Source organism: Amnibacterium sp. (assembly GCF_036559085.1).
Classification (GTDB): Bacteria; Actinomycetota; Actinomycetes; order Actinomycetales; family Microbacteriaceae; genus Amnibacterium.
In genome coordinates, this window is the sequence record NZ_DATBTU010000053.1 from 54537 (window position 1) to 78128 (window position 23592).

Here is a 23592-nt window from a genome sequence, read left to right on the forward strand (position 1 = left end):
CGCTCGCAGCGACGGAAGGGGGCCGCATGACCGCGCCCGCACTCGACCTCGGCGGCGTGGTCGTCGCCACCACGCTGCCCTTCACGCCGGATGACGCCGCCCCCGGCGGCCTCGCGGTCGACTACGACCGCTACGCCGCGCACTGCTCCTGGCTGATCGACAACGGCTGCCGCGGCGTCGGCCCGAACGGCTCGCTCGGCGAGTACTCGTCCCTCACGGACGAGGAGCGCCGCCGCGTCGTGCAGACCGCGGTCGAGGCCGTCGGCGGTCGCGGGCTCGTGATCGCCGGCGTGCACGGCGTCGGCTGGCACCAGGCGCGCCACTGGGCGGAGCTCGCAGCCGAGGACGGGGCGGACGGCGTCCTGCTGCTGCCGCCGACGCTCTACCGGGCGAACCGGCAGGAGGTGCTGACCCACTACGCGAAGGTGGACGAGGTCGGCCTGCCGATCATGATGTACAACAACCCGATCGACACGAAGGTCGACCTCGTGCCCGACCTCGTCGCGGAGCTCGCGCAGCTGCCGAACGTGGTGGCGATCAAGGAGTTCTCCCTCGACGCCCGCCGCGTGCGCGAGATCCGCGACCTCTGCGACATCGACGTCATCGCCGGTGCCGACGACCTGCTCTTCGAGGCGCTCGTCGCGGGCGCCACGGGCTGGTTCGCCGGCTACCCGAACGCCTTCCCCCGCGAGGCGGTGGAGCTCTACGACCTGCTGACCACGGGGCGGATCGATCAGGGGCGCACCCTGTTCGAGCAGATGGCGCCGGTCTTCGCCTGGGACTCGAAGACCGAGTTCGTGCAGGCGATCAAGTACTCGATCGACGTCGCGGGCGAGAGCACCGGCGGCCCCACCCGGCCGCCGCGCGGCCCGCTCAGCGAGGCGCAGCGCTCGATCGTGCGGCGGGACACCGAGCGCGCCCTCGCGTACAGCCGCTCGCGCGCCTGATGCGGATCTCGCGCCTCATCAGCGCGGTCGACTCCCACACCGAGGGGATGCCGACGCGCGTCGTCACCGGCGGGATCGGCGTCATCCCGGGCGACACGATGAACCTCAAGCGCCTGCATTTCATGGCGCACCTCGACCACCTCCGCCACCTCCTGATGGACGAGCCGCGCGGGCACGCGGCGATGAGCGGCGCGATCCTGCAGCCGCCGACGCGGCCCGATTGCGACTTCGGCGTCGTCTACATCGAGGTGTCCGGCTGCCTGCCGATGTGCGGTCACGGCACGATCGGGGTCGCGACGGTGCTCGTGGAGACCGGGATGGTCCCGGTCGTCGAGCCGGTGACGACCATCCGCCTCGACACCCCCGCGGGCCTCGTGGTCGCCCGGGTCGCGGTCTCGGACGGGCACGCGGATGCGGTCACGATCGAGAACGTGCCGAGCTACCCGGAGCGGCTCGACGCCGTCGTCGAGGTGCCCGGCTTCGGCGCGGTGCCCTACAGCCTCGCCTTCGGCGGCAACTTCTACGCGATGGTCGAGCTCGACGCCGTCGGCCTGCCCTTCGACCGCGCGGCGCAGCGCCCGATCGTCGAGGCGGGCCTCGCCATCATGCGCGAGATCAACGCGACGGCGGCGCCGCGGCATCCGGAGATCGAGGGCGTGGACCACTGCCACCACGTCGAGTTCCTCGCCCCGGGCTCGACCGCGGCGTACTCGCGGCACGCGATGGCGATCCACCCGGGCTGGTTCGACCGCTCCCCCTGCGGCACCGGCACCTCCGCCCGGATGGCGGAGCTCTGGGGCCGCGGAGAGCTCGCGCTCGACACCGACTTCGTGAACGAGTCCTTCATCGGGAGCCGGTTCACCGGCCGCCTCGTCGCGGAGACCCGGGTGGCCGGCATCCCCGCGGTCGTGCCGACGATCACCGGCCGCGCGTGGGTCACCGGCCGCGCGGACTACGTGCTCGACCCCAGCGACCCCTTCCCGACCGGCTTCACCTTCTGACATCAGGCGATGCGCGGATATGCGCGCACGATCACCCGAACCGGTCCGTGACCTCGTCCTCCTCGCACCGCTAGATTGGCGCCTCATCAGCCGTACCCGCGGCCGGAAGGATCGCACCATGGCGAAGAAGTCCAAGCAGTCCGGCTCGAAGCAGTCCGACTCCAAGAAGTCCTCGAAGAAGAGCGACGCGAAGAAGTCCTCGAAGAAGCAGGACGCGAAGGCCGCGCTCGCCGCTGACAAGCAGGCGAGGAAGGCGGCGAAGGCCGCCGCGAAGCAGGCGAAGGCCGACCAGCGGTCCGCCGCCGCGAAGGCGCCGGAGAAGCCCGATCAGGTCGAGGTGCTGAAGCTCGCGCTCCGCGACACCGAGGCGAAGCTCGTCGACGCGGAGCACCGCCTCCGCCAGGTGCAGCAGCAGCTCGACGACGAGCGCCGCGCGCTCACCCTCGCCGCGGAGGAGGCCGCGGCCGAAGCGATCGTCGACGCCGCGGTCGCCGAGACCGTCGCGGAGGCCGTCGCCGAGGCCGAGCTGATCGTCGGCGACGAGGAGGCCGCCGTCGTGGCCGAGGTGGTCGCCGAGACGCTCGACGCCGTGGCGGCCGAGGCCGACCCGGTGCCCGCCGAGCCGGACCACACGGGCGAGGCCGAGGAGGCCGCGGCCGTGTTCACCGAGGCGCTGCCCGACCCCGAGACGCTCACGCCGCCGCTGCCCGACGAGCCCGCGGCGGACGTGCCGAGCGAGGAGTGGACGCTCCTGCGGCTCCGCGAGGAGGCTCGCCGACGCGGCCTGACCGGCACGTCCAACCTGTCGAAGGCCAGGCTGGTGGAGCGGCTCACCGCGTCCTGACGTCACCCGCCGTCATCCGCACCTCCGGCACGGCTGCGGCTCCTACCCTGGAACGGATGACCCGTTCCGAGCTCCGCGACCCCCTCGCCGCCCCCACCCGCTCCATCCGCCCCGAGCTCCCCGGTGTCGCCGACTCGGTGCTCGACCTGATCGGGGGGACGCCGATGGTGCGGCTCGGGCGGATCGGGCGGGACCTCGCGGCCCAGGTCGTGGTGAAGCTCGAGGGCCGGAACCCGGGCGGCAGCGCGAAGGACCGGCCGGCCCTGCAGATGATCCGCACGGCCGAGGCGGCGGGCGAGCTGCTGCCCGGCGCGACCATCGTGGAGTCGACGTCCGGCAACACGGGCATCGGCCTCGCGCTCGTCGGCCGGCTCACCGGGCACCCCGTCGTGATCGTCCACGGCCCGGGCATGTCACCCGAGAAGCTCGCGCTGCTGCGCCTGTACGGCGCGGAGTTGGTCGAGGCGGACTGGGACGCCGGCCCGGACGATCCGGGCAACCCGAGGGCCGTGGCGGACCGGATCGCCAGGGAGCGGCCGCACGCCTGGCGGAGCGGCCAGTACGACAACGCCGCGAACCCGGCGGCGCACCTGCTGCACACGGGGCCGGAGCTCTGGCAGCAGACCGGCGGACGGATCACGCACCTCGTGGCGTCGATCGGCACGGGCGGCACGATCACCGGCACCGGGCGGTACCTGAAGGACGTGTCGGGCGGCGCGGTGCGCGTCATCGGCGCGAACCCGGCCGGCTCCACCTACGGAGGCGAGCAGGAGGGGCCGATCGGGATCGAAGGGGTGGGCACCCGCTGGCCGGTGAGCCACTGGCCCCGCAACTTCGACGCGTCCGTGCCCGACGAGATCCGCTCCGTCACCGACGACGTCGCCTTCGCGACCACCCGCCGCCTCGCCGCCGAGGAGGGCCTGCTGCTCGGCCCGTCGTCCGGGCTGGCCGTCGCGGTCGCCCTCGACGTCGCGAAGGACCTCGGGCCCGACGCGGTGGTCGTCGCGATGGCGCCGGACGGTGGCGGCAACTACCTGTCGGCCCTCGCGCCGGCGGAAGGGACGACCCGCGCATGACGCTGCGGCACTTCGGCTGGTTCCTCGGCGCCGGGTTCGGCGTGCAGGGCTGGGGCGACCCCACCTACGGCATCGGCTACGACTGGAAGCAGCCGACGATCTACCAGGACGCCGCGCGCCTCTTCGAGCGCAGCGGCCTCGACGCGCTCATCATCGAGGACGGCGTCGCCGTGCCCGACACCTACCGCGGCACCGCCGAGGTGAACCTCGCGGCCGCCCGCTTCGTGCCGAAGCACGACCCCATCCCGCTCGTGCCGTACCTGCTCGGCGCCACCGAGCGGATCGGCATCGTGCCGACGCTGTCGGCGAGCTTCACGGAGCCCTACACGGCCGCCCGGCTGCTCGCGACGCTGCAGCACTTCGCGCACGGCCGCCTCGGCTACAACGTCGTCACCTCCGGCAGCGACCTCGCCGCCCAGAACTACGGGCTCGAGAAGCAGACCGAGCACGACCTCCGCTACGACCGCGCCGACGAGTGGGTCGAGGTCGTGAAGGCGCTCTGGCGCAGCTGGGAGCCGGGCGCCGTGCTCGAGGACACCGAGCGCGGCGTCTACGCCGACTTCACGAAGGTGCACCGCATCGACCACGAGGGCCGCTTCTTCCGAGTCCGCGGCCCGCTGAACGCGCTGCCTCCGGCGGAGGAGCCGGTGATGGTGCAGGCCGGCGCCTCCGGCCGCGGCCGCACCTTCGCCGGCCGGCACGCCGACGTGATCCTCGCACTCGCCTCCACGCCGGAGCGCATGAAGGCGCACCGGGACGACATCCGCGCCGTCGCCGCCGAGCAGGGCCGCGACCCCGACGCCCTCACGGTGCTCTTCGTGGTGAACCCGATCCCGACCGCGAACGCGGAGGACACCGCCGCGGTGCGGGCGCGGCGCTCGGAGCTCACCCAGGCCGCGATCGACGAGCAGCTGCAGTCGATCTCCTACCTGACGAACCTCGACTTCGCCCGGTTCGACCTCGACGCCCCCCTGCCCGAGGTCGCCACGAACAGCAACCAGGGCACGCTCGACAACTTCGTGCGCAGCGCGCCGGCCGGCTCGACGCTGCGCGAGATCCTCGCCGCCCGGGCGAAGGCCGACGGCCTCGCGGTCATCGGCACGCCGGCCGAGATCGCGGACGCCCTCGGCACCCTCGGCGAGGCGAGCGGGGCGGACGGCTTCCTCTTCACCGGCCAGGTGCATCCGGCGCACGTGCACCGCACCCTCGATCCGCTCGTGCCGGCGCTCCGGGACGCCGGGCTGCTGCGCCGCGAGCTCGGTGACGGCGGCCTCCGCGCGAACCTCGCGGACTTCTGATGACCGTCGTGCTCGGCGCCGGTCCGATCACCGCCGAGGAGCTGCTCGCGATCGCGGACGGGGAGGGCGTCGCCCTCTCCCCCGCGGCCCGCACGCGGATGACCGTCGCCCGCAGCGTCCTGACGTCCGCCCTCGAGTCCGGCGAGGCGGTCTACGGCCTCACCCGGCGGCTCGGCGCCGGCGTCGGCGACCCCGTCGAGGACCAGGCCGCCTTCCAGCGCCAGGTGCTGCGCAACCACCGGGCCGACACGGGCGAACCGGTGCCGGCACCGGTCGTGCGGGCCGCGATGGCCGCCCGGCTCGCGCACCTGGCCGCCGGGGGCTCCGGCGCCCGTCCCGAGGTCGCCGACGCGCTCGCCGCGCTCCTGAACCACGACCTCGTGCCGCTCGTCCGTGACCGCGGATCCGTCGGCGCGGCCGACCTCGTGCAGAACGCCGCCGTGGCGGCCGTGCTCGTCGGCGAGGGCGCCGTGCTGCGGGAGGACGGCACCGTGGTGCCCGGCGCCGAGGCGCTCGCCGCGGCGGGGCTCACCCCGCTCGAGCCCGAGGCGCACGAGGCGCTGTCGCTGATCAACACGAACGCCTTCGCGCTCGCCTCCACCGCCGTGCTCGGGGCCCGGCTCGACGCCCTCACGGACGCGGCCGACCTCGCGGTCGCCTGCTCGCTGGAGGCGGCGGGCGCGCACCGCGCCTCCGGCGACCTCGGTCCCTTCTCCGCCGTCGTGCACGCCGACGCGGGCGAGGAGGGGCGCGCGACGTCGGCCGAGCGGGTGCGCGAGCTGCTCGACGGCTCCTTCCTGGCCGATCCGGCGCGGGAGCGCGCGGTGCAGGACGAGCTGAGCTTCCGGTGCGCCCCGCAGGTGCACGGGGCGCTCGCCGACACCGCAGCCGACCTGCTCGACGCGGTCGACGGCGAGCTCGCGGTGCGGCCGGAGAACCCGCTCGTCGACCCGGAGTCGGGCACGATCACGCCGAACGGGAGCTTCGCTCCGGTCGGGCTCGCGCTCGACCTCGAGCGGGCCCGCGTCGCGCTCGCCCACCTCGGCGGCATCGCGGAGCGGCGGATCGCGGTGCTCTCCGGCCTGTCCGCGCCGCTGCGGGCCGCGGACACCGCCGGCATCCCCGGCCTGCTCGCCTACACGGCGGCGGCGGACCTCGCCGCGCTGCGGGCGGCCGCCGCACCGGTGACGCTCGGCGCCGCGCCGCTGTCCGGCGTCGAGGACTACGCGACGTTCGCCTGGTCCGCCGCCGAGGCGGGCCAGAAGGCGTCGGACCTGCTGCTGGAGATCCTCGCGATCGAGGTGCTGCACGCCGCGTCCCTGCTCCGCGGACGCACCGAGGTGCTCGGCGCCGGCACCGGGCCCGTCGTCGCGCGCCTCGTCGAGCTGATCGGCGCCGACCTCTCCGCGGACGAGCTCGTGCTCAGCGCCGCGCTGGTGCTGGTCTCGTAGGTGCCCGTTTCGTCGGTGCTCCTTTCGTGAACCGCAGGTAGGAGACCGCCTCCCAGTCGTCGTCGAGGTCGAAGTCGGGCGTCCACCCGTGCCGCAGGTAGAGCGCGACGGCCTCCGGCTGGCGTGCGCCGGTCGTCAGCTCGAGTCCCGTGTAGCCGAGGTCGGCCGCGCGGTGCTCGAGCTCGGCGAGCACGCGCCCGGCGAGGCCCCGGCGCCGGTGCTCGGGTGACGTCCACATCCGCTTCAGCTCGCCGAGCGGCCGCCCCTCGGGTCCAGGCCTCCCCCGCTTCAGCGCGCCGCCGGCGAGGAGCCGGAGCGAACCGTCGCCGGCCACCTCCACCAGCGCGACGAACGCGCCGCCCTCCGCCGCGGTGAAGGCGCTCGCGGGGTACCGGGTGAGCTCCGCGCTCGAGGGCACGCCGTTCGTCGGCTCGTAGCGCTCGTCGTAGTCGCGGGCGAGGTCGGCGACGAGCGGCTCCAGCAGCGGATCGTCGGCGGCGACCCAGCGCACCTCGAGCCCGTCAGTCACGCGACAACGCTACGCAGCACTCAGCCGAGGATGCGCAGGATCCCGGGGACGACCTCGAGGGTGACGGGCAGCTCCCCCATCCGCTCGCCGTCGGCGTAGACGACCGGCGCCGGTGCGCGGCGGTCGGCGACGTCGATCGTGATCACCTTGCCGCGCACGATCGAGACGTGCTCGTCGCTGACGTGCGCGCCCGAGAACACCTTCGGCAGCAGCCGGACGAGGTGCCGGCGCGGCAGCGGCGTGGCGACGAGCACGTCGAGCAGGCCGTCGTCGGGCCGGGCGTCGGGCGTGAGGCGCATGCCGCCGCCGATGCTCGCGGTGTTGCCCACCGTGACGAGCACGGCGTCGACCTGGCGGGCGTCGCGGTCGATGGTGACGCGGTAGCGGTGGGGGGTGAGCCGCGCGAGCTCGAGCAGCACGGCGATGACGTAGCGGGAGCGGCCCCGCGGGCGGCGCATCCGGTTGGCGCGCTCGTTCACCGCCGCGTCGAAGCCGGCCGACAGCATGCCGGCGAACCAGCGGCCGGTGCTCGTGCGGACGGCGTCGACGCTGCGGACGCGGACCGGTTCGGCGGCGAGCGCATCGAGCAGCCGGGTCACCGCGGCCTCCGCCTCGTCCACGGGGAGCCCGAGGCAGCGTGCCACGTCGTTGCCGGTGCCCGCGGGGACGATGCCGAGCGGCACGCCCGAACGGGCGATCGCGTTGACGGCGATGGAGACCATCCCGTCGCCGCCGACGACCACGACGGCGTCGGGCCGATCGCGGGTGACGCGGGCACGGAGGGTGCGCTCGAGCGCCGCCGCGTCGCGCTCCTGGACCCGCTGCACGGCGTGCCCGGCGTCCGTGAAGCGGCGCTCCGCCGCCTCGGCGAGCGCCGGGGCCCGGCCCGAGCCCGCGGCGGGGTTCACCGCGATCAGGAGCCGCTTCGCCACGTGCCGAGTGTGGCAGGGCTGGACACCCGCCGTGCGCAGGCCAGGCGTTCGATCGGCGCCGACCCAGCAAGGAGGAAGGAGAATCCGTTCCATGCGTGCGATCGTCTACCGGGCCGCGGGCGGCCCCGAGGTGCTGGGGCTCGAGTCGGACCGGCCGGTGCCGGAGCCGGGCGACGGCGAGGTGCGGGTGCGCATCGTCGTCTCCGGCGTCAACCCGACCGACTGGAAGAGCCGCTCGGGCACGGCTCCGGACGGCGAGCAGGTGCCGAACCAGGACGGCGCCGGCGTCGTCGACGCGGTCGGGACGGGCGCGCCGTTCTCGGTGGGCGACCGCGTCTGGGTGTGGGACGCCGCCTACCAGCGGCCGAACGGCACGGCGCAGGAGCTCACGGTGCTCCCCGCCCGGCAGGTCGTGCCGCTGCCCGCCCCCGCCTCCTTCGACCTCGGCGCCGCGCTCGGCATCCCGGCGCTCACCGCCCACCTCGCGCTGCGCGCCGACGGGCCGGCGGAGCCGCTCGGCCCCGGCACGCTCGAGGGCCGCACGGTGCTCGTCGCCGGCGGCGCAGGCGCGGTGGGCCACGCGGCGATCGAGCTCGCCGTCTGGTCGGGCGCCCGCGTGATCACGACGATCTCGTCGGACGCGAAGGCGGCGCTCGCGCGAGCCGCCGGCGCCCACGAGGTGATCGACTACACGCAGGAGGACGTCTCGGCGCGGATCCGGGAGCTGGCGCCCAACGGCGTCGACCTCGTGGTCGAGGTGAACCCGCACGTGAACGCCGACCTGGACGCCGCGGTGCTCGCGCCGAACGGCACCGTGGCCGTCTACGCGACCGACCGTCAGGAGCCGATGGGCATCGACGTGCGCCCGTCGATGGGCAAGAACCTGACCTGGCGGTTCCTCCTCACGTACACCGCGCCCGACGACGCCAAGGACGCCGCGGTCGCGGGCGTCGCCGCCGCCGTCACGGCAGGCGCTCTGCGGATCGGCGAGGACGCGGGCCTGCCCGTGCACCGCTTCCCGCTCGAGCGGACCGCGGATGCGCACCGCGCCGTCGAGGAGGGCGTCACGGGCAAGGTGCTGATCGACGTGACGCCCGCTTGACCCTGCCGTTACGGCAGTCCCTACCGTCGGTCCCGCCGGAGGGTCCGGCACGGAAGGAGCGTCGACGGTGGCCGAGGTCGCGATCGGGGACGTCGCCCGCATGGCGGGCGTCACGGCCCGCACGCTGCGGCACTACGAGGCGATCGGGCTGCTGCTCCCGTCCTCGGTGGGCGCCAACGGGTATCGGCACTACGGCGACGAGGAGCTGCTGCGCTTGCAGCGCATCCTCGTGCTGAAGGCGCTGGGGCTCGGGCTGCCCGAGATCGGAGCGCTGCTCGACGAGCAGCGGGACGAGCTCGAGGCGCTGCGCGAGCACCACGGGCGCCTGCTGGCCGAGCAGGAGCGCCTCGGTCGCATCGCGGACACCGTCGCACGCACCATCCGGGAGCTGTCCGAGCAGGAAGGGAGCGGTCGGATGACGATCGAACGACCGGAGAACCTCTTCGAGGGGTTCGACACCAGCAGGTACGACGAGGAGGCGCGGGAGCGCTGGCCGGAGGAGCACGCCTCCTCGAAGCGGTTCACCGACACGCTGTCGCCGGCGGACGTCGAGCGGATGCAGCGGGAGACGACCGCCCAGATCGTCCGCATGGCGGAGCTGCAGGCGGCGGGCACGCCGGTCGACGCGCCGGCCGTGCAGGAGGAGATCGGCGGGCTGTATGCCTCGGTCAGCCGGATGTGGACGCCGAACGCGGCAGCGTTCACGAACCTCGGCCGGATGTACGTGGACGACGAGCGATTCCGGGCCACCTACGACCGGGTCGCGCCGGGCGTCGCCGCGTACTTCCGGGACGCGATGGCGGTCTACGCGACGCAGCGGCTCGCGTAGGCGGGGTCAGCCGCGGCGGGCGCGGTAGGCGTAGGTGATGTACGGCAGCTCGACCCGGTCGCGGCCCGCCGTCGCCGGATGCGTCGACAGCAGGTCCCGGATGGAGGCGAGCACGCCGGCGCGCTCGTCCTCGGGCAGCGCGATGACGTAGCTGCGCGATGACGCCATCGCGAGGATCTCGTCCGGCGTGCGTGTCGCCGTCCAGGGGAACCGGCGCTCCTCGAGCGGCCCGAACGGCGCGGCGACCCGCACCGCCGCGTCGCCGATCATCTGCTCGGCGTCGCTGCCGTGCATCCGCGCGCCGAGCTCGGCGACCCAGGGCTCGGACTCGTCGCGGATGTTCCAGATCAGCCCGAGCAAGCCGGCGGGTCGCACGACCCGGCCGAGCTCGGCCGACGCGGCGTCGGGATCGACCCAGTGCCAGGCCTGACCGAGCACCGCCGCGTCGACGGCGCCGTCCGGCAGCGGCACCGACTCGGCCGTGCCGACCAGCACCGGGACGCCCGGCACGTCGCGCTGCAGCGTCGCGAGCATCGCGGCGTCCGGGTCCACCGCTGCGACGACCTCGACGCCGGCGGCGGCGAGCCCCGCGGTGAGCTTGCCCGTGCCCGCTCCCACGTCGACGACGCGGGTCGCGCCCTCGACGAGCCAGGCCACCGCATCCGCCGGGTACGTCGGCCGGCCGGTCGAGTACGCGGCCGCGGCGCCGCCGAAGGAGGTCGCCCGCGCCGCGCGCTCCGCATCAGTCATCGAACGCACCCCAGCAGATGCTGCTGCGCTCCCGCTGATCGTCGAGCACGAGGTCCCGCACGGGTTCCGGCAGCCGCGCCCGCTGCCGGTCCCGCTCCGCGAGCCGCGCCGCCTCGCCGTCCTCCCCCGCCGCCAGGGCGGCGGCTCGAGCGGCGCGGATGGCGTACGCCGCAGCGCCCAGCTCGTGGGCCGCGACGTGCGGCACCGCGGCGGCCTGCCCGATCGCGAGCGCCGCGAGACGGGCCGGGTCGGGCTTCCCGCGCGCGGCCGCGTTGGCCCCGAACGCCGCCCGCCGCGCGTCGCTCATCCGCAGCTCGCCGCGGATCCAGGCCCTCCCGGCCTCGAGCGCGTCCCTGGGCCGCGCGTCGTCGGGCGCCACCGCCGTGAAGAGCGGGAGCACGTGCTCGGCGCAGTCGAGCGCCCACCCGGCGAGCAGGCGGTGGTGCTCGTCGGTGAGCGAGCCGCCGCGGCGGAGGGTGATCAGCCGCGGATCGCGCTCCTTCGGCAGGATCGGCATCCCACCAGTGTGGCCGAGCTCAGGGCACCGCGTTCCAGAGGTCGATCACGCGCTGCCCGTGCTCGAAGCCGAGCTCAGCCAGGGCCGCGGTCGAGAGCACGAGCCGGGCGCCCCCGTCGGGTGGCAGGCCGATCCAGGCCGCCCCGACAGCACGGAGCAGGTGGCCGTGCGCGACGAGCAGCACGTCGCGGCCCTCGTCGAGCACCGGCTGGGCGCGGGCGAGCACCCGCTCGACCCGCACGCGCACCTGACCGGCGGTCTCCCCGGGCGTCTCGCCGGGCGGCGTGCCGTCGCGCCACAGGTCCCACCCCGGCCGCTGATCCTGGATCTGCGGCGTCGTCAGCCCCTCGTAGGCGCCGTAGTCGAACTCCGCGAGGTCCTCGGTCGTCTCGATGCGGTCGCCGAAACCGGCGAGCTCGGCAGTCCGCATCGCGCGGCGGCGGGGGCTCGACAGCACCAGGCCGAAGTCGCGCTCCGCGATCACCGGGCCGACCGCCCGCGCCCGCCGCTCCCCCTCCTCGGTGAGCGGCAGATCGGTGATACCGGTGTGCCGGCCGTTCAGGCTCCACTCGGTCTCGCCGTGCCGGAGCAGCACGACCTGGGGCGGCTTGGCCGCCGGGTACGGATGGTGCGGTGCCATGGGACCTCCTCGCCCGCCGCACGTTATCGGCCGCCTCCTGGGGGCGGCCCAGGATCGTCTGGTGCAGTGGCTGCATGACCACCTGGCACCCCGCCGACCTCGTCCGTCTCACCGCAGGTGTGCTCGACCTCACCGCGCCCCGCGTCGTGGCCGCGACCGAGCTCGGATCCCCTCCGCGCACGACGGACGTCGTCGTCTACCGGGTGCTCGGCGCCCGCCAGGCCGGGCAGGCGTGGGTCACCGCCGCGACCGGCTGGAACGCCCTCGGCGCGGTCGTCGACGGCCTGCACCTCGCCTCGATGGTGCCGGTCGCGCTGCTGTCCCGCCGCTGGCGCCGCGCGGCGCTCGTGCAGATCGCCGTCGCCGGCACCCTGCTCGTGGTGGGGCTCCGCCGCTCCTAGTGGTGGTGCTCGTGCCCGGCGTGCTCGTGCGGCTCCTGCTCGTGGCCCGCGTCCGGTGATCCGCCCATCATCCGCAGCATCGGCCAGCTCCCGGAGCGCACGAACACGACCAGGAGCACCGCGGCGAGCACGAGGAACACGATGTTGAGCCAGGTCGTGTAGTTCCAGGTGATCCCGCCGTCGAGCACCTGCGCGTTCCGCTCGGTCGGCGCGAGGTGCAGCGCGCCGAACAGCAGCTCGATCACGTAGCCGGCGAGCGCCATCGCGAGGTAGAAGGTGCCGGTGATCACGAGCATCGCGCGGGTGCCGTAGTAGCGGCGGTAGATCAGCAGGATCGGCAGGATGATCAGGTCCGCGAAGAGGAACGACATCACGCCGCCGAAGCTGATCCCGCCGTTCCAGAGCACCGCGGCGAGCGGCACGTTGCCCACCGAGCAGACGAAGCTCACCACCGCGATCAGGGGGCCGATCAGCGGCCCGAGCACGAAGGCCGCAGCCGGGTCGTTCGTCAGGAAGACGGTGCGGAGCCACTCGCGCGGCACCCAGGCGTCGAAGGCGCCCGCGATGAGCAGCCCGATCACGATGTCCCGGAGCACGGCGGCCCAGTCCATGACGAAGTACTGGCTCGTCGAGACGATCCCGTCGCGGGAGAGGAGCCGGGCGAGGAATCCGCCCTCGCGCTGCACCGACATGTCCATGCCGGCGTGCCCCTCCATGCTGCCCGGTACGCCGCGCTCGGCCTGCTCCCTGGCAGCATCGACGATGCGGCGGCGCATCCAGAGGCGGAAGCCGAGCGCGACGAAGACGATCATCAGCGGGCCCGCGATGAACTCCGCGAGCGTGAACCGCCAGCCGAGGCTGATGGCGAGGATGATCCCGAGCTCGAGCACGAGGTTGGTCGAGGCGATCTCGAAGGTCATCGCGGACGAGAACGAGGCGCCCTTGCGGAACAGGGCCCGGGCGAGCGCGACCGCCGCGTAGGAGCACGACGAGGCGGCGGCGCCGAGCCCCGTCGCCACCGCCAGTGCGCGCGGCGACGCGCTGGACAGCATCCCGGCCACGCGCTCGCGGCGCACGACGGCCTGGATCACCGCGGACAGGGTGAAGCCGAGGATCAGCGGCCAGAGGATCTGCCAGCCCATCGATGCCGCCTTCGCGAGCGCGTCCCCGATCGCGGTCAGCAGGAAGGTCACGACGTCCACGCCCGGGAGCATACCCCCCGGGGGTACCATGGACCTGAACGGAGGCCGCCATGACCGACAGCGTCCAGGCACATCCCGGCTACATCGGGGAGAAGGACAAGGTCCTCGCCCGGTTGAAGCGCATCGAGGGCCAGGCCCGCGGACTGCAGCGCATGGTCGAGGACGAGCAGTACTGCATCGAGATCCTCACCCAGGTCAGCGCGATGACGAGCGCGCTCCGCTCCGTCGCGCTCACGCTCCTCGACGACCACCTCGCCCACTGCGTGCACGACGCCATCGCCGGTGGGGACGACGCCGCCGCGAGGCTCGCCGAGGCGTCCGCCGCCGTCGCGCGGCTGGTGCGGGCCTGATCGGCACGGGGAAGGATCGCCTTGCCTTGCTGGCGGGCGGATGGCGCGACGCGCACGATGGGGACATGACGCAGCTGACGGACGACGCCGCCGCGATCGACCCGACCTCCGAGGCGGACGACGGTGGGGCGGCCACTCGCCGCGCCAACTGGCTGCGCGCCGGCGTGCTCGGCGCCAACGACGGCATCGTCTCGGTCGCCGCGATCGTGGTCGGCGTCGCGGGTGCGACGAGCCGCGGCGGCCCCATCCTCGTGGCGGGCCTCGCCGCCCTGATCGGTGGCGCCGTCTCGATGGCGCTCGGCGAGTACGTCTCCGTGAGCAGCCAGCGCGACAGCCAGCGGGCCGCCCGCGGCCGCCGCCCGCACGAGGAGGCGAACCCGTGGAGCGCCGCATCCGCCTCGGCGGTCGCGTTCCTCTGCGGCGGGGTGCTGCCGCTGCTCGCGATCACGCTGCTCGGCGCGTCCATCCGGATCCCGGCCACGGTCGTCGTGGTGCTGATCGCCCTCGGCCTCACCGGCGCGATCGGCGCCCGCCTCGGCGGCGCCCGTCCCCTGCGGCCCACGCTGCGCACCGTCATCGGCGGCGGCCTCGCGCTGCTGCTCACCTTCCTCATCGGCCACCTGCTCGGCGCCACCGGCATCGCGTAGCGCTACGGCAGGATCGGGCTCGTGCCCGACTCCCATTCCCGCACCCTGCCGCTCGCCGCGGCCGTGTTCGCCGGCGGCACGGCCGGCACGTCGCTCCGCGCGGGCATCGGCCTGGTCGTCCCCTCGCTGCACGCCGTGCCCGTCGCGACCATCGCCATCAACGTGGTCGGGGCCTTCGCGCTCGGCCTCCTGCTCGCGACGCTCGGCCGGCGGGGATCCGACACCGGCGGCCGGCGCACCATCCGGCTGCTGCTCGGCACCGGCGTGCTCGGCGGATTCACGACCTTCAGCGCGCTCGCCGTCGACACCGCGGTGCTGGCCGGCCGGGGGCAGTCGCTCGAGGCGGTGCTCTACTGCGCCGGCACGGTCCTCGCCGGACTCGCCGCGGCCGCGGCGGGCTCACGGATCGGCGGCGCACGGTGACCGTCCCGGTGTTCGTGCTCGTCGCGCTCGCGGGCGGCGCCGGCGCGACGGTGCGCTTCCTGCTCGACCGGGCGATCCGCGCCCGCACGGGCGCCGCCTTCCCGCTCGGCACCGTGCTGATCAACTGCAGCGGCTCCCTGCTGCTCGGGGTCATCGCGGGCCTCGCCGCCAGAGCGGTGCTGCCCGAGGCCGTGCACCTCGTCGCCGGCACCGGGTTCCTCGGCGGCTACACCACGTTCAGCGCGGCGAGCGTGGAGACGGTCGCCCTGCTCGCGGGCCGCCGCGGCGCCCTCGCGGTCCTCAACGGCCTCGTCGTGCCGGTGGTCACGGTGCTGCTCGCCGCCGTCGGGCTGGGCATCGCCGCGATCGGGTGAACGGACCTGACGGGCGGCCATGAACCTCGCAGGCGCTCCGCGGCCCTCGCTATGGTGTGCCCATGGCGGCCCCCGCGACGCTCGGTGCCGAGGAGGAGCTCCACCTCATCGATACGGAGCGCTGGCAGCTGGCCGCCCGAGCCCCGCAGCTGCTCGCGAGGCTTCCGGCCGCCAACTACTCCGCAGAGATCCAGCGGACGACGGTCGAGACGAACACCGACGTCGTCACGACCCTCGACGGCCTCCGCCGCGAGATCACGCGGCTGCGCGCCGGCGTGATCGAGGTCGCCGCGCGTGAGGGGCTCGGCATCGCCGCGGTCGGGACCGCCGCGCGCAGCGAGTTCCGCGACTTCGAGCTCACCGCGACCGGCCGCTACGGGCGGATGCAGGAGCAGTACCGGGTCCTCGTCGACGAGCAGCTGATCTGCGGGACCCAGATCCACGTGGGCGTCGCGGACCGGGAGCTCGCGATCGACGTCGCCCAGCGGATCGCCCGCCACCTCCCCGTGCTCTGCGCGCTGTCCGCGAGCTCGCCCTACTGGAACGGGCAGGACACCGGCTACGCCTCGATCCGGACGATCATCTGGCAGCGCTGGCCGAGCGCCGGCGCCACCGGCCCGATCGAGAACATCGCCGAGTACGACCGGCTGCTGGCGGACCTCATCCGATCGGGCGTGATCGCCGACGCGAAGATGGCGTACTTCGACGTGCGGCCCTCCGCCCACGCCCCCACCCTCGAGCTGCGCGTCACCGACGCGTGCCCGCTCGTCGACGACGCGGTGCTGCTCGCCGGCCTGTTCCGCGCCATGGTCCGCACGGCCGAGGTGGAGGTCTCCTCCGGAGCGACGCGCCGGCTGCGCGCGCTCCCGCTGCACCGGGCCGCGCTCTGGCAGGCGGCTCGCGGCGGTCTCGCCGGCCGGCTGCTCGACGACACCGACCATCCGGCGCCGGTCCCGGCCGCGACCGCGGTGAGGGCGCTCATCGAGCGGGTGCGCGACGCGCTCGACGAGGCGGGCGACTACGACGAGGTCGTCGAGCTCGCCGAGTCGGTGCTCGCGCGGGGCAACTCCGCCGACCGTCAGCGGGCGGCCTTCTCCGCCCGCGGCGACCTGTCGGACGTCATGCGGCTCGTGGTCGCCGAGACCGAGGGCCCGGCGGACGGCGGCCTGCCGACCATCCCCGCCGTGCACCGCTACCGCTCCCGGGCGGGCGACGAGGGCGTCGGGCCGAACGCGGTGCCGCGCGCCGCCTACGAGGGGATCGTCGACTTCTTCACCCGGCTCGGCCCGGACGGCGTCGCCGAGCGCGAGGCGCGCCGCGACGCGTGGGCCGCGGAGCACGGGCTCGAGTTCGGCGTCGGCGGCACGAAGCAGCCCTTCGCGGTCGACCTCGTGCCGCGACTGCTGCACCGGCACGAGTGGGCGGAGCTCGAGGCGGGACTCGTGCAGCGCGCCAGGGCGCTCGAGGCCTTCCTCGACGACGTGTACGGGGAGTCCCGGATCGTGCAGGACGGGGTGCTGACGGAGGAGCAGGTCCGGCACGCCCCCGGCTGGCGGCCAGAGGCGGCGCGCCTGCCGTCCGGCGTCCTCCGCGTGCCGATCGCGGGCTTCGACGTCGTGCGCAACGAGTACGGCGGCTGGCGGGTGCTCGAGGACAACCTGCGCAACCCGTCGGGCATCGCGTACGCCGTCGCGGTGCGCCAGCTGCTCGACGAGGTGCTGCCCGACCTCCCACGGCCCGCACGGCTGATGGATCCCGCCGTCGTCTTCGAGCAGCTGCGCCGCACCGTGCTCGCCCAGGCGCGGCCGGGCACGCGGGGCGCGCTGCTGTCGAGCGGCCCCGACAGCGCGGCCTGGTTCGAGCACCGGCGGCTCGCCGAGGGCGCCGGCCTGCTGCTCGTGCAGGCGGACGACCTCGACGTGGTGGGCGGCGTGGTGGTCCAGCGCCGCGACCGCGCCCCGATCGGCGCCCTCTACCTGCGGCTCGACCCCGAGCTCGCCGACCTCGTCGACGGCACGGGCCGCCCGATCGGCGCCGAGATCCTCGAGGTCGCCTTCCGCGGCGGCGTCGGGCTCGTGAACCCGCCCGGTAACGGCGTCGCGGATGACAAGGGGATGTACCGGTCGGTGCCCGAGCTGATCGGCTACTACCTGGACGAGCGGCCGATCCTCGAGGGCGTGCCGACCTACCGCACCGGGGACGACCTGGAGCGGCAGGCGGTGCTCGAGCGGGTCGGCGAGCTCGTCACGAAGCCGGTGGACGGATCCGGCGGTCGGGGTGTGCTGATCGGTCCCGATGCGAGCGCGGTCGAGGTCGCGGCCCGCCGGGCGGAGATCGCGGCCGAACCGGCGAGGTGGGTGGCCCAGGAGGTCGTGCCGCTGTCGAGCGTGCCGTCGATCGGGCACGGGCTGCTGCAGCCACGGCACGTCGACCTCCGCGCCTTCGTCTACGCGACCGGGCGGCGGCGCCGCGACGTCGTGCTCACCCCGGTCGCGTTCACCCGCGTCGCGCCGGACGGCAGCCTCGTCGTCAACTCCTCGCGCGGCGGCGGCGCGAAGGACACCTGGCTCCTGCACGAACCCCACCTGGACCGGTAGCCGTTCATGTGCGGCATCGCCGGCGAGGTGCGGTTCGACGGCCGCCATCCCGACGTCGACGCGGTGCAGCGGATGACCGCCTGCCTCGTCCATCGTGGGCCCGACGGCGAGGGCCTCTGGCAGCACGGCAGCACGGCGCTCGGCCACCGGCGGCTCGCCATCATCGACCTCTCCCCCGGCGGCGCGCAGCCCATGGTCGACGAGGAGAGCCACGCGACCGTCGTCTTCAACGGCTGCATCTACAACTACGAGGCCCTGCGCGACGAGCTGCGCGCCGCCGGTCACCGCTTCGTCTCGACATCCGACACCGAGGTGGTGCTGAAGGCCTGGCGGGAGTGGGGCGAGGACTTCGTGCAGCACTTCCGGGGCATGTTCGCGCTCGCGATCGTCGAGCACGACAGCGGCCGCGTCGTGCTCGCCCGCGACCGCCTCGGCATCAAGCCGCTCTACCTCGACGAGCGTCAGGACCTGCTCCGCTTCGCCTCGACCCCGCAGGCGCTGATCGCCGGCGGCGGCGTCGACACGAGCCTCGACCGGGTCGGGCTCGCGCACTACCTCAGCTTCCACGCGGTCGTGCCGGCCCCGCGGACCGTGCTCACGGGCATCCGGAAGCTGCCGCCCGCGACCGTCCGCGTGATCGAGGCGGACGGCAGGAGCCGGGAGCACGTCTACTGGGCGCCGTCCTTCACCCGGGATCCCGGCCGCGCCGACTGGTCCGACGCCGACTGGCAGGAGGCTCTGCTCGAGGCGCTCCGCGGTGCGGTGCGCCGCCGCATGGTCGCCGACGTGCCGGTCGGCGTGCTGCTCTCCGGCGGCTTCGACTCCTCGCTCGTCGTCGCGCTGCTCGCCGAGGCGGGCCAGCGCGGCCTCGCCACGTTCAGCATCGGCTTCGAGGACGCGGGCGGCGAGTCCGGCGACGAGTTCGCCTACTCCGACCTCGTCGCGGGCGCCTTCGGCACCGACCACCACCGGATCCCCGTCGCCGCTGACCGCCTGCCGGCCGCGGTCGACGCGGCGATCGGCGCCATGGGCGAGCCGATGGTGAGCCACGACTGCGTCGCCTTCTTCCTCCTCGCCGAGCAGGTGGCGCGGTCGGTGAAGGTCGTGCAGTCGGGGCAGGGCGCCGACGAGGTGCTCGGCGGCTACGAGTGGTACCCGCCGCTGGCCGCCGTGGACCGCGACGACGCGCAGGACGCTTACGCGGCGGTCTTCGCCGACCGCACCCCGGCCGGGATGGCGGCGCTGCTGAACCCTGCGTGGCTGCACGCGGACGATCCGCCAGGCCGCTTCCTCGACGACCGGTTCGCCGCGGACGGCGCCGAGACCGCGGTCGACGCAGCGCTCCGCATCGACACGACCGTGATGCTCGTCGAGGACCCGGTGAAGCGCGTCGACCAGATGACCATGGCGTGGGGCCTCGAGGCCCGCGTGCCGTTCCTCGACCACGACTTCGTCGAGCTCGCCGCGGCCGTGCCGCCGGAGCTGAAGCTCGCCGACGGCGGCAAGGGCGTGCTGAAGCGGGCGTCGCGGGGTCTCGTGCCCGACGCGGTGCTGGACCGGCGGAAGGGTCACTTCCCCGTCCCGGCGATCCGGCAGCTCGACGGGCCGCTGCTCGCGCGGGTGCGCGACGCGCTCACCGACCCGGCAGCGGTGCGGCGCGGCCTGTTCCGGCCCGACCGGATCGAGCGGATGCTCGCGGACCCGAACGCCGAGCGCACCCCGCTCGGCAGCAACGCGCTCTGGCAGCTCGGGCTGCTGGAGCTGTGGCTGCAGCGGCACTCGGTCGGATGAGGCCGCGAGGATGGGGGCGATGATCCCCGACACCGCCGCCCGCGTCGACGCCGCCCTCACGACCGGGCTCGCGCTCGTCGACGCCTGGGGCAGCTGGGGCCCGAGCATGACGCGCGACGGCATGCGGATCGCGTTCATCAGCGACCGCTCCGGCGTGCCCGAGGTCTGGGTGCAGGACGTGGCGCGGGAGGGCGAGCCGCCCGCCGCGAGCCGGATCCCGCTGTCGGCGGATCCGGTGCTCCAGGTGTCCTGGTCGGCCGACGGCCGCTGGCTGGCCTGCGTCCTGGCGACCGACGGCGGCGTGCGCACGCAGGTGTGGGTCGTGCGGCCCGACGGCACGGAGGCGCGGCGGATCGCGGGCGACCGGGCGGTGCACGCCGAGCTCGGGCCGTGGGCGCGCAGCGGGCACCGCGTCGTCGTCACCCTCCCGTCACCCGGCGAGGGGCAGCCGTCGCGGTCGTACCTCGCGGATCCGCGGACGGGCCGGCTCGACGAGATCGCGGCCGGCGACCTCATCCACGTGCTCGATCTGTCGCTCGAGGAGCGGTTCATCGTCATGGCCGACGGCGAGCGCGGCCGCCGGTTCTGCGTCGTGGTCGACCGGCTCGAGGACCACCAGGTGCCCCTGCTGCCCGCCGGCACCGGCTCCACGGAGACCGCCCTCATCCGGCCGGCGCCCGAGGGCGACACCGGGCCGCTCTACGTCTACCTCGCCTCCGACGTGGGCCTGCCCCGCAAGGAGCTCATCGGGCTGCCGTTCGGGCCGAACGGCCACCGGGGCGAGCCGCGCACGCTGGCCCAGCGCGACGACGCCGAGCTCGAGGCGGTCGACGCCGACGACGCCGGCCGGCTGCTGCTGCTCGTCTGGAACGTCGCCGGCTCGAGCGAGCTCGAGCTGTTCGACACGACGACCCACGAGCGCACGACCGTGGGCGGCCTGCCCGGGCTCGTCGCCACGACGCCGGTGCTGTCCCGCGACGGGCAGAGCGTCGTGCTCGGCGTCGAGGGGCCCACCCGCCCCAGGGAGCTGTGGCAGCTCGACATCCGCTCCGCCCGCTGGCGGCGGGTGACCGCCGCTCCCGGCGAGGTGCTCGGCCTCGTGACGCCGACGCTCGAGCGGTTCGAGGGCGAGGACGGCCTGCCGCTCACCGGGTGGCTCTACCGGGCGGCGGATGCCGGCGTCGACGCGCCGGCGTTCGTCGTGCTGCACGGCGGTCCCGAGGCGCAGGAGCGGCCGACCTTCAACGCGCAGCACCAGGCGCTCGCCATGGCGGGGATCTCGGTGCTCGCGCCGAACGTGCGCGGCTCCTCGGGCTTCGGGCGGGAGTTCGTGCACGCCGACGACCTCGAGCGGCGCTGGGACGCCATCGCCGACGTGCGCGCCGCCGCCGACCATCTCGTGCGGGCGGGCATCGCTGCGGCCGACCGGATCGCGGTGGGCGGCCGGTCGTACGGCGGCTACCTCACCCTCGCCTCGCTCGTCTTCTCCCCCGGCCGGTTCGCCGCGGGCGTCGACGTCTGCGGGATGAGCGACCTCACGACCTTCTACCGCGACACCGAGCCGTGGATCGGCGCCGCCGCGGTGACGAAGTACGGCCATCCGGTGCGCGACCGGGCGCTGCTCGAGGCGATCTCGCCGCTGGCGCGCGCCGCCGAGATCGCCGTGCCCGTGCTGGTCGCCCACGGCGCGCTCGACACGAACGTGCCGCTGAACGAGGCGACCCAGGTGGTCGCCGCGCTGCGGGCCGCCGGCCGCGAGGTCGACTACCTCGAGCTCACGGGCGAGGGCCACGAGTACCGCCGGGCCGACTCCCGCAAGCGCCTGCTGACCGCGACGGTCCGCTTCCTCAGCACGCACCTCGGCCTCGTCTGACGGCGCTCCCGCCCTCTCTCCCCCTGGGGGTTGCCACTCGTGGCGACTTCTCCCGCAAAGAAGTCACCTTCAGTGGCAACTCCGCCCCTGCCACCTGTCGGGAGGCCGTCTACACTGCCTCGCGATGGCGGATCGGGTGCGGGTCGACGTGTGGCTGTGGGCCGTCCGCGTCTACAGGACCCGCTCCATGGCGACATCCGCCTGCAAGGCCGGTCACGTGTCCGTGAACGGCGAGAAGGTGAAGCCGTCGCACGTCGTGCGGATCGGCGATGAGGTGCGGGCGCAGGTCTCCCACGAGAAGATCCTCGGCGTCACCGGCCTGCTCGAGAAGCGCGGCAGTGCCGAGGTCGCCGCGACCGCGTTCGAGGACCGCACGCCACCGCCTCCGCCCCGTGTCGAGACGCCCGCGCAGGTGCTGCGCGACCTGGCCGCCGGTCGCCCCACGAAGCGCGACCGCCGCGCGATCACCCGCCTGCGCGGCTACTGACCGCTCAGTCGGGCTCGGCCGGGTCCTGCACCTCGTGCTCGTCGCGGTGCTCGGGGTCGCCGCCCTCCGCCTGGGACGGCCGGCCCTCGGGCGCGAGCACGATCTGCTGCTCCTGGTCGTCCGCCGGGTCCTCGCCCTCGGCCTGCGAGGGGTGGCCGAGGTCGTTCACGTCGTTGAGGTCGCTCATCGTGGCGCTCCTGCCTTCTCCGCCTCGACGCGGAAGTCGTGGCGCGGGTCCTCGAGGTCGTCCGTCGGCGTGAGGTCGATGCGCCCGAGCGCATCCGCCACCCAGCCGGCGAGGATGCGGATCTTGCGGTCCGTCGTCGGCATGGCGAGCAGGTGGTAGCCCCGGTGCGCGAGCCACGCCCACGTGTCCTTCAGCTGGATGCCGTGGATGTTCGCGGCGCCCTTCAGGATCCCGTAGGACGCGACGGTGCCGAGCGTGTAGTGCACATACGGGCGGGGCCGGCGGCGGCGGATGGCCTTCGGGATGCTCTCGCCGAGCAGCACCGCCTGCCGGAGCGCGTTCTGCGCGTTCGGCGGGTAGAACGCCGGCTGCTGCTTCTTGGTCGTGTCCGGGATCTGCGCGATGTCGCCGGCCGCCCAGGCGCCACGCACCCAGGAGCCGTCCTCGCGAACGACCTGCAGCCGCGAGTTCGCGACGACGTGGCCCTTCGGGCCGCGCGGCAGGTCCATGGCGTCGAGCGCCGGGTTGGGCTTCACACCCGCGGTCCACACGATCATCCCGAACGGGAACGACTCGCCGTCGGAGAGGACCGCGACGTCGTCCTCGCACGACTTCAGCGTGGTCTTGAGGCGCACGTCGATCCCGCGGTTCCGCAGCTCGCCGAGCGTCCACGTGGACAGCTCGGGCCCGACCTCGGGCGCGACGCGGTCGAGCGCCTCGATCAGCACCCAGCGCGGCTCCTCGCCGCGGAGCGCCGGCTGCGCGGCGATGGCCTTCTTCGAGAGGTCGGACAGCTCCGAGAGCGCCTCGACGCCCGTGTAGCCGCCGCCGACGAAGACGAAGGTGAGGTACTTCTGCCGCTCTGCGGGGTCGGTGGCGGCGGCCGCGCGCGCGACGTTCTCGAGCACCGTGTTGCGGGTGCCGACCGCCTCCTCGATGGTCTTGAAGCCGATGCCGCGCTCGGCGAGGCCCGGCGTCGGGAAGACGCGGCTCACCGCACCCATCCCGATGACGACGTGGTCGTACTCGAGGCGCTGCTCCTGCCCGTCGATCGTCTGCACGGTGGCGACGCGACGGCGTGAGTCCAGGCCCGTGACGGAACCGCGCACGACCTTCGCGTGCGAGAACGCCTGCCGCAGGTCGACGGTCACGTTGCGCGGTTCGACGTGGCCGCCGGCGACCTCGGGCAGCAGCGGCTGGTACGTCATGTAGGCGCGGGGCTCGACGACGGTGATGTCGAGGTCCACCTCGGTGTGCTTCTCGAGGGTCCACGTGACGTAGAGGCCGACGTAGCCGCCGCCGAGGACCAGGATCTTGGATCGCGCACGTGGCATGCGTGCACCG

Annotated in this window: 25 protein-coding genes; 17 read left to right on the forward strand and 8 right to left on the reverse strand. The window is 74.5% G+C overall.

What is annotated here, in order from left to right:
- Positions 1-26: 26 nt before the first annotated feature.
- The 6 genes from VIG76_RS09245 to VIG76_RS09270 all read left to right on the forward strand — a co-directional run bounded on the left by VIG76_RS09245 (position 27) and on the right by VIG76_RS09270 (position 6617).
- Positions 27-947, forward strand: coding sequence for a dihydrodipicolinate synthase family protein (locus tag VIG76_RS09245; RefSeq protein ID WP_331953404.1), 921 nt, complete (start codon positions 27-29; stop codon positions 945-947).
- On the forward strand, positions 947-1948 hold the full coding sequence (locus tag VIG76_RS09250; protein ID WP_331953406.1) for a proline racemase family protein: 1002 nt from the start codon (positions 947-949) through the stop codon (positions 1946-1948). The genes VIG76_RS09245 and VIG76_RS09250 overlap by 1 nt, the downstream gene beginning before the upstream one ends.
- A 118-nt stretch (positions 1949-2066) precedes the next feature.
- On the forward strand, positions 2067-2792 hold the full coding sequence (locus VIG76_RS09255; protein WP_331953408.1) for a hypothetical protein: 726 nt from the start codon (positions 2067-2069) through the stop codon (positions 2790-2792).
- Positions 2793-2848: 56 nt separating this feature from the next.
- Positions 2849-3868 (forward strand): PLP-dependent cysteine synthase family protein, encoded by a 1020-nt coding sequence (locus VIG76_RS09260; RefSeq protein WP_331953410.1) that lies wholly within the window; start codon positions 2849-2851, stop codon positions 3866-3868.
- Positions 3865-5166 (forward strand): NtaA/DmoA family FMN-dependent monooxygenase, encoded by a 1302-nt coding sequence (locus VIG76_RS09265; protein ID WP_331953412.1) that lies wholly within the window; start codon positions 3865-3867, stop codon positions 5164-5166. The genes VIG76_RS09260 and VIG76_RS09265 overlap by 4 nt, the downstream gene beginning before the upstream one ends.
- Entirely contained in the window at positions 5166-6617 is a 1452-nt protein-coding gene (locus VIG76_RS09270) for an aromatic amino acid ammonia-lyase (protein WP_331953414.1), read from the forward strand. The genes VIG76_RS09265 and VIG76_RS09270 overlap by 1 nt, the downstream gene beginning before the upstream one ends.
- Here the strand turns inward: VIG76_RS09270 and VIG76_RS09275 are convergent.
- Positions 6589-7146 (reverse strand): GNAT family N-acetyltransferase, encoded by a 558-nt coding sequence (locus tag VIG76_RS09275; RefSeq protein ID WP_331953416.1) that lies wholly within the window; start codon positions 7144-7146, stop codon positions 6589-6591. The genes VIG76_RS09270 and VIG76_RS09275 overlap by 29 nt on opposite strands.
- Positions 7147-7166: 20 nt before the next feature.
- Positions 7167-8078 carry a diacylglycerol/lipid kinase family protein gene (locus tag VIG76_RS09280; protein WP_331953418.1) on the reverse strand — a complete coding sequence of 304 codons (912 nt, stop codon included), beginning with the start codon at positions 8076-8078 and terminating at the stop codon, positions 7167-7169.
- Between the two features lie 91 nt (positions 8079-8169).
- On the opposite strand from VIG76_RS09280, the gene VIG76_RS09285 reads away from it, so the two are divergent.
- Together VIG76_RS09285 and VIG76_RS09290 are read left to right on the forward strand one after the other, a co-directional pair.
- Positions 8170-9180: an NADPH:quinone reductase gene (locus tag VIG76_RS09285; RefSeq protein WP_331953420.1), complete on the forward strand. Its 1011-nt coding sequence runs from the start codon at positions 8170-8172 to the stop codon at positions 9178-9180.
- A 67-nt stretch (positions 9181-9247) separates the two neighbouring features.
- Complete coding sequence (locus VIG76_RS09290; protein ID WP_331953422.1) at positions 9248-10009, forward strand: MerR family transcriptional regulator; 762 nt, start codon at positions 9248-9250, stop codon at positions 10007-10009.
- Between the two features lie 6 nt (positions 10010-10015).
- On the opposite strand, the gene VIG76_RS09295 is transcribed toward VIG76_RS09290, so the two are convergent.
- Genes VIG76_RS09295 through VIG76_RS09305 form a run of 3 tightly spaced genes read right to left on the reverse strand, consistent with a single transcriptional unit; the run spans position 10016 to position 11916 of the window.
- A complete protein-coding gene (locus VIG76_RS09295; protein WP_331953424.1) occupies positions 10016-10759 on the reverse strand; it encodes a class I SAM-dependent methyltransferase in 744 nt (247 codons plus the stop codon).
- Positions 10752-11276, reverse strand: a complete 525-nt coding sequence (locus VIG76_RS09300) for a putative immunity protein (RefSeq protein ID WP_331953426.1) — start codon at positions 11274-11276, stop codon at positions 10752-10754. Before VIG76_RS09300 ends, VIG76_RS09295 begins: the two co-directional genes overlap by 8 nt.
- A 19-nt stretch (positions 11277-11295) precedes the next feature.
- A complete protein-coding gene (locus tag VIG76_RS09305) occupies positions 11296-11916 on the reverse strand; it encodes a histidine phosphatase family protein (RefSeq protein ID WP_331953428.1) in 621 nt (206 codons plus the stop codon).
- A 74-nt stretch (positions 11917-11990) separates the two neighbouring features.
- Between VIG76_RS09305 and VIG76_RS09310 the strand changes: the two genes are divergently transcribed.
- Complete coding sequence (locus VIG76_RS09310) at positions 11991-12317, forward strand: hypothetical protein (protein ID WP_331953430.1); 327 nt, start codon at positions 11991-11993, stop codon at positions 12315-12317.
- Here VIG76_RS09310 and VIG76_RS09315 read toward each other — a convergent pair.
- Entirely contained in the window at positions 12314-13519 is a 1206-nt protein-coding gene (locus VIG76_RS09315) for a permease (protein WP_331953432.1), read from the reverse strand. The two genes, VIG76_RS09310 and VIG76_RS09315, sit on opposite strands and share 4 nt — an antisense overlap.
- A gap of 50 nt (positions 13520-13569) precedes the next feature.
- Between VIG76_RS09315 and VIG76_RS09320 the strand changes: the two genes are divergently transcribed.
- The 8 genes from VIG76_RS09320 (at position 13570) to VIG76_RS09355 (ending at position 22061) form a co-directional block, all read left to right on the forward strand.
- A complete protein-coding gene (locus VIG76_RS09320) occupies positions 13570-13869 on the forward strand; it encodes a metal-sensitive transcriptional regulator (protein WP_331953434.1) in 300 nt (99 codons plus the stop codon).
- 65 nt (positions 13870-13934) lie between these two features.
- A complete protein-coding gene (locus VIG76_RS09325; protein WP_331953436.1) occupies positions 13935-14516 on the forward strand; it encodes a VIT1/CCC1 transporter family protein in 582 nt (193 codons plus the stop codon).
- Between the two features lie 21 nt (positions 14517-14537).
- Positions 14538-14939, forward strand: a complete 402-nt coding sequence (locus tag VIG76_RS09330; protein WP_331953438.1) for a CrcB family protein — start codon at positions 14538-14540, stop codon at positions 14937-14939.
- The gene (locus VIG76_RS09335; protein WP_331953440.1) at positions 14936-15313 is read left to right on the forward strand and encodes a fluoride efflux transporter FluC; all 378 of its coding nucleotides are present in this window, start codon (positions 14936-14938) and stop codon (positions 15311-15313) included. The genes VIG76_RS09330 and VIG76_RS09335 overlap by 4 nt, the downstream gene beginning before the upstream one ends.
- A 62-nt stretch (positions 15314-15375) precedes the next feature.
- On the forward strand, positions 15376-17910 hold the full coding sequence (locus VIG76_RS09340) for a carboxylate--amine ligase/circularly permuted type 2 ATP-grasp protein (RefSeq protein WP_331953442.1): 2535 nt from the start codon (positions 15376-15378) through the stop codon (positions 17908-17910).
- 6 nt (positions 17911-17916) lie between these two features.
- Entirely contained in the window at positions 17917-19701 is a 1785-nt protein-coding gene (locus tag VIG76_RS09345; RefSeq protein WP_331953444.1) for an N-acetylglutaminylglutamine amidotransferase, read from the forward strand.
- 19 nt (positions 19702-19720) lie between these two features.
- Entirely contained in the window at positions 19721-21574 is a 1854-nt protein-coding gene (locus VIG76_RS09350; protein ID WP_331953446.1) for a S9 family peptidase, read from the forward strand.
- Positions 21575-21698: 124 nt separating this feature from the next.
- Positions 21699-22061, forward strand: a complete 363-nt coding sequence (locus VIG76_RS09355; RefSeq protein WP_331953448.1) for an RNA-binding S4 domain-containing protein — start codon at positions 21699-21701, stop codon at positions 22059-22061.
- Between the two features lie 4 nt (positions 22062-22065).
- Here VIG76_RS09355 and VIG76_RS09360 read toward each other — a convergent pair whose 3' ends face one another.
- Positions 22066-22248 (reverse strand): hypothetical protein, encoded by a 183-nt coding sequence (locus VIG76_RS09360; RefSeq protein WP_331953450.1) that lies wholly within the window; start codon positions 22246-22248, stop codon positions 22066-22068.
- On the reverse strand, positions 22245-23582 hold the full coding sequence (locus VIG76_RS09365; RefSeq protein WP_331953452.1) for an NAD(P)/FAD-dependent oxidoreductase: 1338 nt from the start codon (positions 23580-23582) through the stop codon (positions 22245-22247). Before VIG76_RS09365 ends, VIG76_RS09360 begins: the two co-directional genes overlap by 4 nt.
- Between the last annotated feature and the right edge of the window lie 10 nt (positions 23583-23592).

Coding starts and splice junctions, on each gene's coding strand:
- VIG76_RS09245 (WP_331953404.1), top strand. CDS start 27: ATGACCGCGCCCGCACTCGACCTCGGCGGCGTGGTCGTCGCCACCACG.
- VIG76_RS09250 (WP_331953406.1), top strand. CDS start 947: ATGCGGATCTCGCGCCTCATCAGCGCGGTCGACTCCCACACCGAGGGG.
- VIG76_RS09255 (WP_331953408.1), top strand. CDS start 2,067: ATGGCGAAGAAGTCCAAGCAGTCCGGCTCGAAGCAGTCCGACTCCAAG.
- VIG76_RS09260 (WP_331953410.1), top strand. CDS start 2,849: ATGACCCGTTCCGAGCTCCGCGACCCCCTCGCCGCCCCCACCCGCTCC.
- VIG76_RS09265 (WP_331953412.1), top strand. CDS start 3,865: ATGACGCTGCGGCACTTCGGCTGGTTCCTCGGCGCCGGGTTCGGCGTG.
- VIG76_RS09270 (WP_331953414.1), top strand. CDS start 5,166: ATGACCGTCGTGCTCGGCGCCGGTCCGATCACCGCCGAGGAGCTGCTC.
- VIG76_RS09285 (WP_331953420.1), top strand. CDS start 8,170: ATGCGTGCGATCGTCTACCGGGCCGCGGGCGGCCCCGAGGTGCTGGGG.
- VIG76_RS09295 (WP_331953424.1), bottom strand. CDS start 10,759: ATGACTGATGCGGAGCGCGCGGCGCGGGCGACCTCCTTCGGCGGCGCC.
- VIG76_RS09300 (WP_331953426.1), bottom strand. CDS start 11,276: ATGCCGATCCTGCCGAAGGAGCGCGATCCGCGGCTGATCACCCTCCGC.
- VIG76_RS09305 (WP_331953428.1), bottom strand. CDS start 11,916: ATGGCACCGCACCATCCGTACCCGGCGGCCAAGCCGCCCCAGGTCGTG.
- VIG76_RS09310 (WP_331953430.1), top strand. CDS start 11,991: ATGACCACCTGGCACCCCGCCGACCTCGTCCGTCTCACCGCAGGTGTG.
- VIG76_RS09320 (WP_331953434.1), top strand. CDS start 13,570: ATGACCGACAGCGTCCAGGCACATCCCGGCTACATCGGGGAGAAGGAC.
- VIG76_RS09325 (WP_331953436.1), top strand. CDS start 13,935: ATGACGCAGCTGACGGACGACGCCGCCGCGATCGACCCGACCTCCGAG.
- VIG76_RS09340 (WP_331953442.1), top strand. CDS start 15,376: ATGGCGGCCCCCGCGACGCTCGGTGCCGAGGAGGAGCTCCACCTCATC.
- VIG76_RS09345 (WP_331953444.1), top strand. CDS start 17,917: ATGTGCGGCATCGCCGGCGAGGTGCGGTTCGACGGCCGCCATCCCGAC.
- VIG76_RS09350 (WP_331953446.1), top strand. CDS start 19,721: ATGATCCCCGACACCGCCGCCCGCGTCGACGCCGCCCTCACGACCGGG.
- VIG76_RS09355 (WP_331953448.1), top strand. CDS start 21,699: ATGGCGGATCGGGTGCGGGTCGACGTGTGGCTGTGGGCCGTCCGCGTC.
- VIG76_RS09360 (WP_331953450.1), bottom strand. CDS start 22,248: ATGAGCGACCTCAACGACGTGAACGACCTCGGCCACCCCTCGCAGGCC.
- VIG76_RS09365 (WP_331953452.1), bottom strand. CDS start 23,582: ATGCCACGTGCGCGATCCAAGATCCTGGTCCTCGGCGGCGGCTACGTC.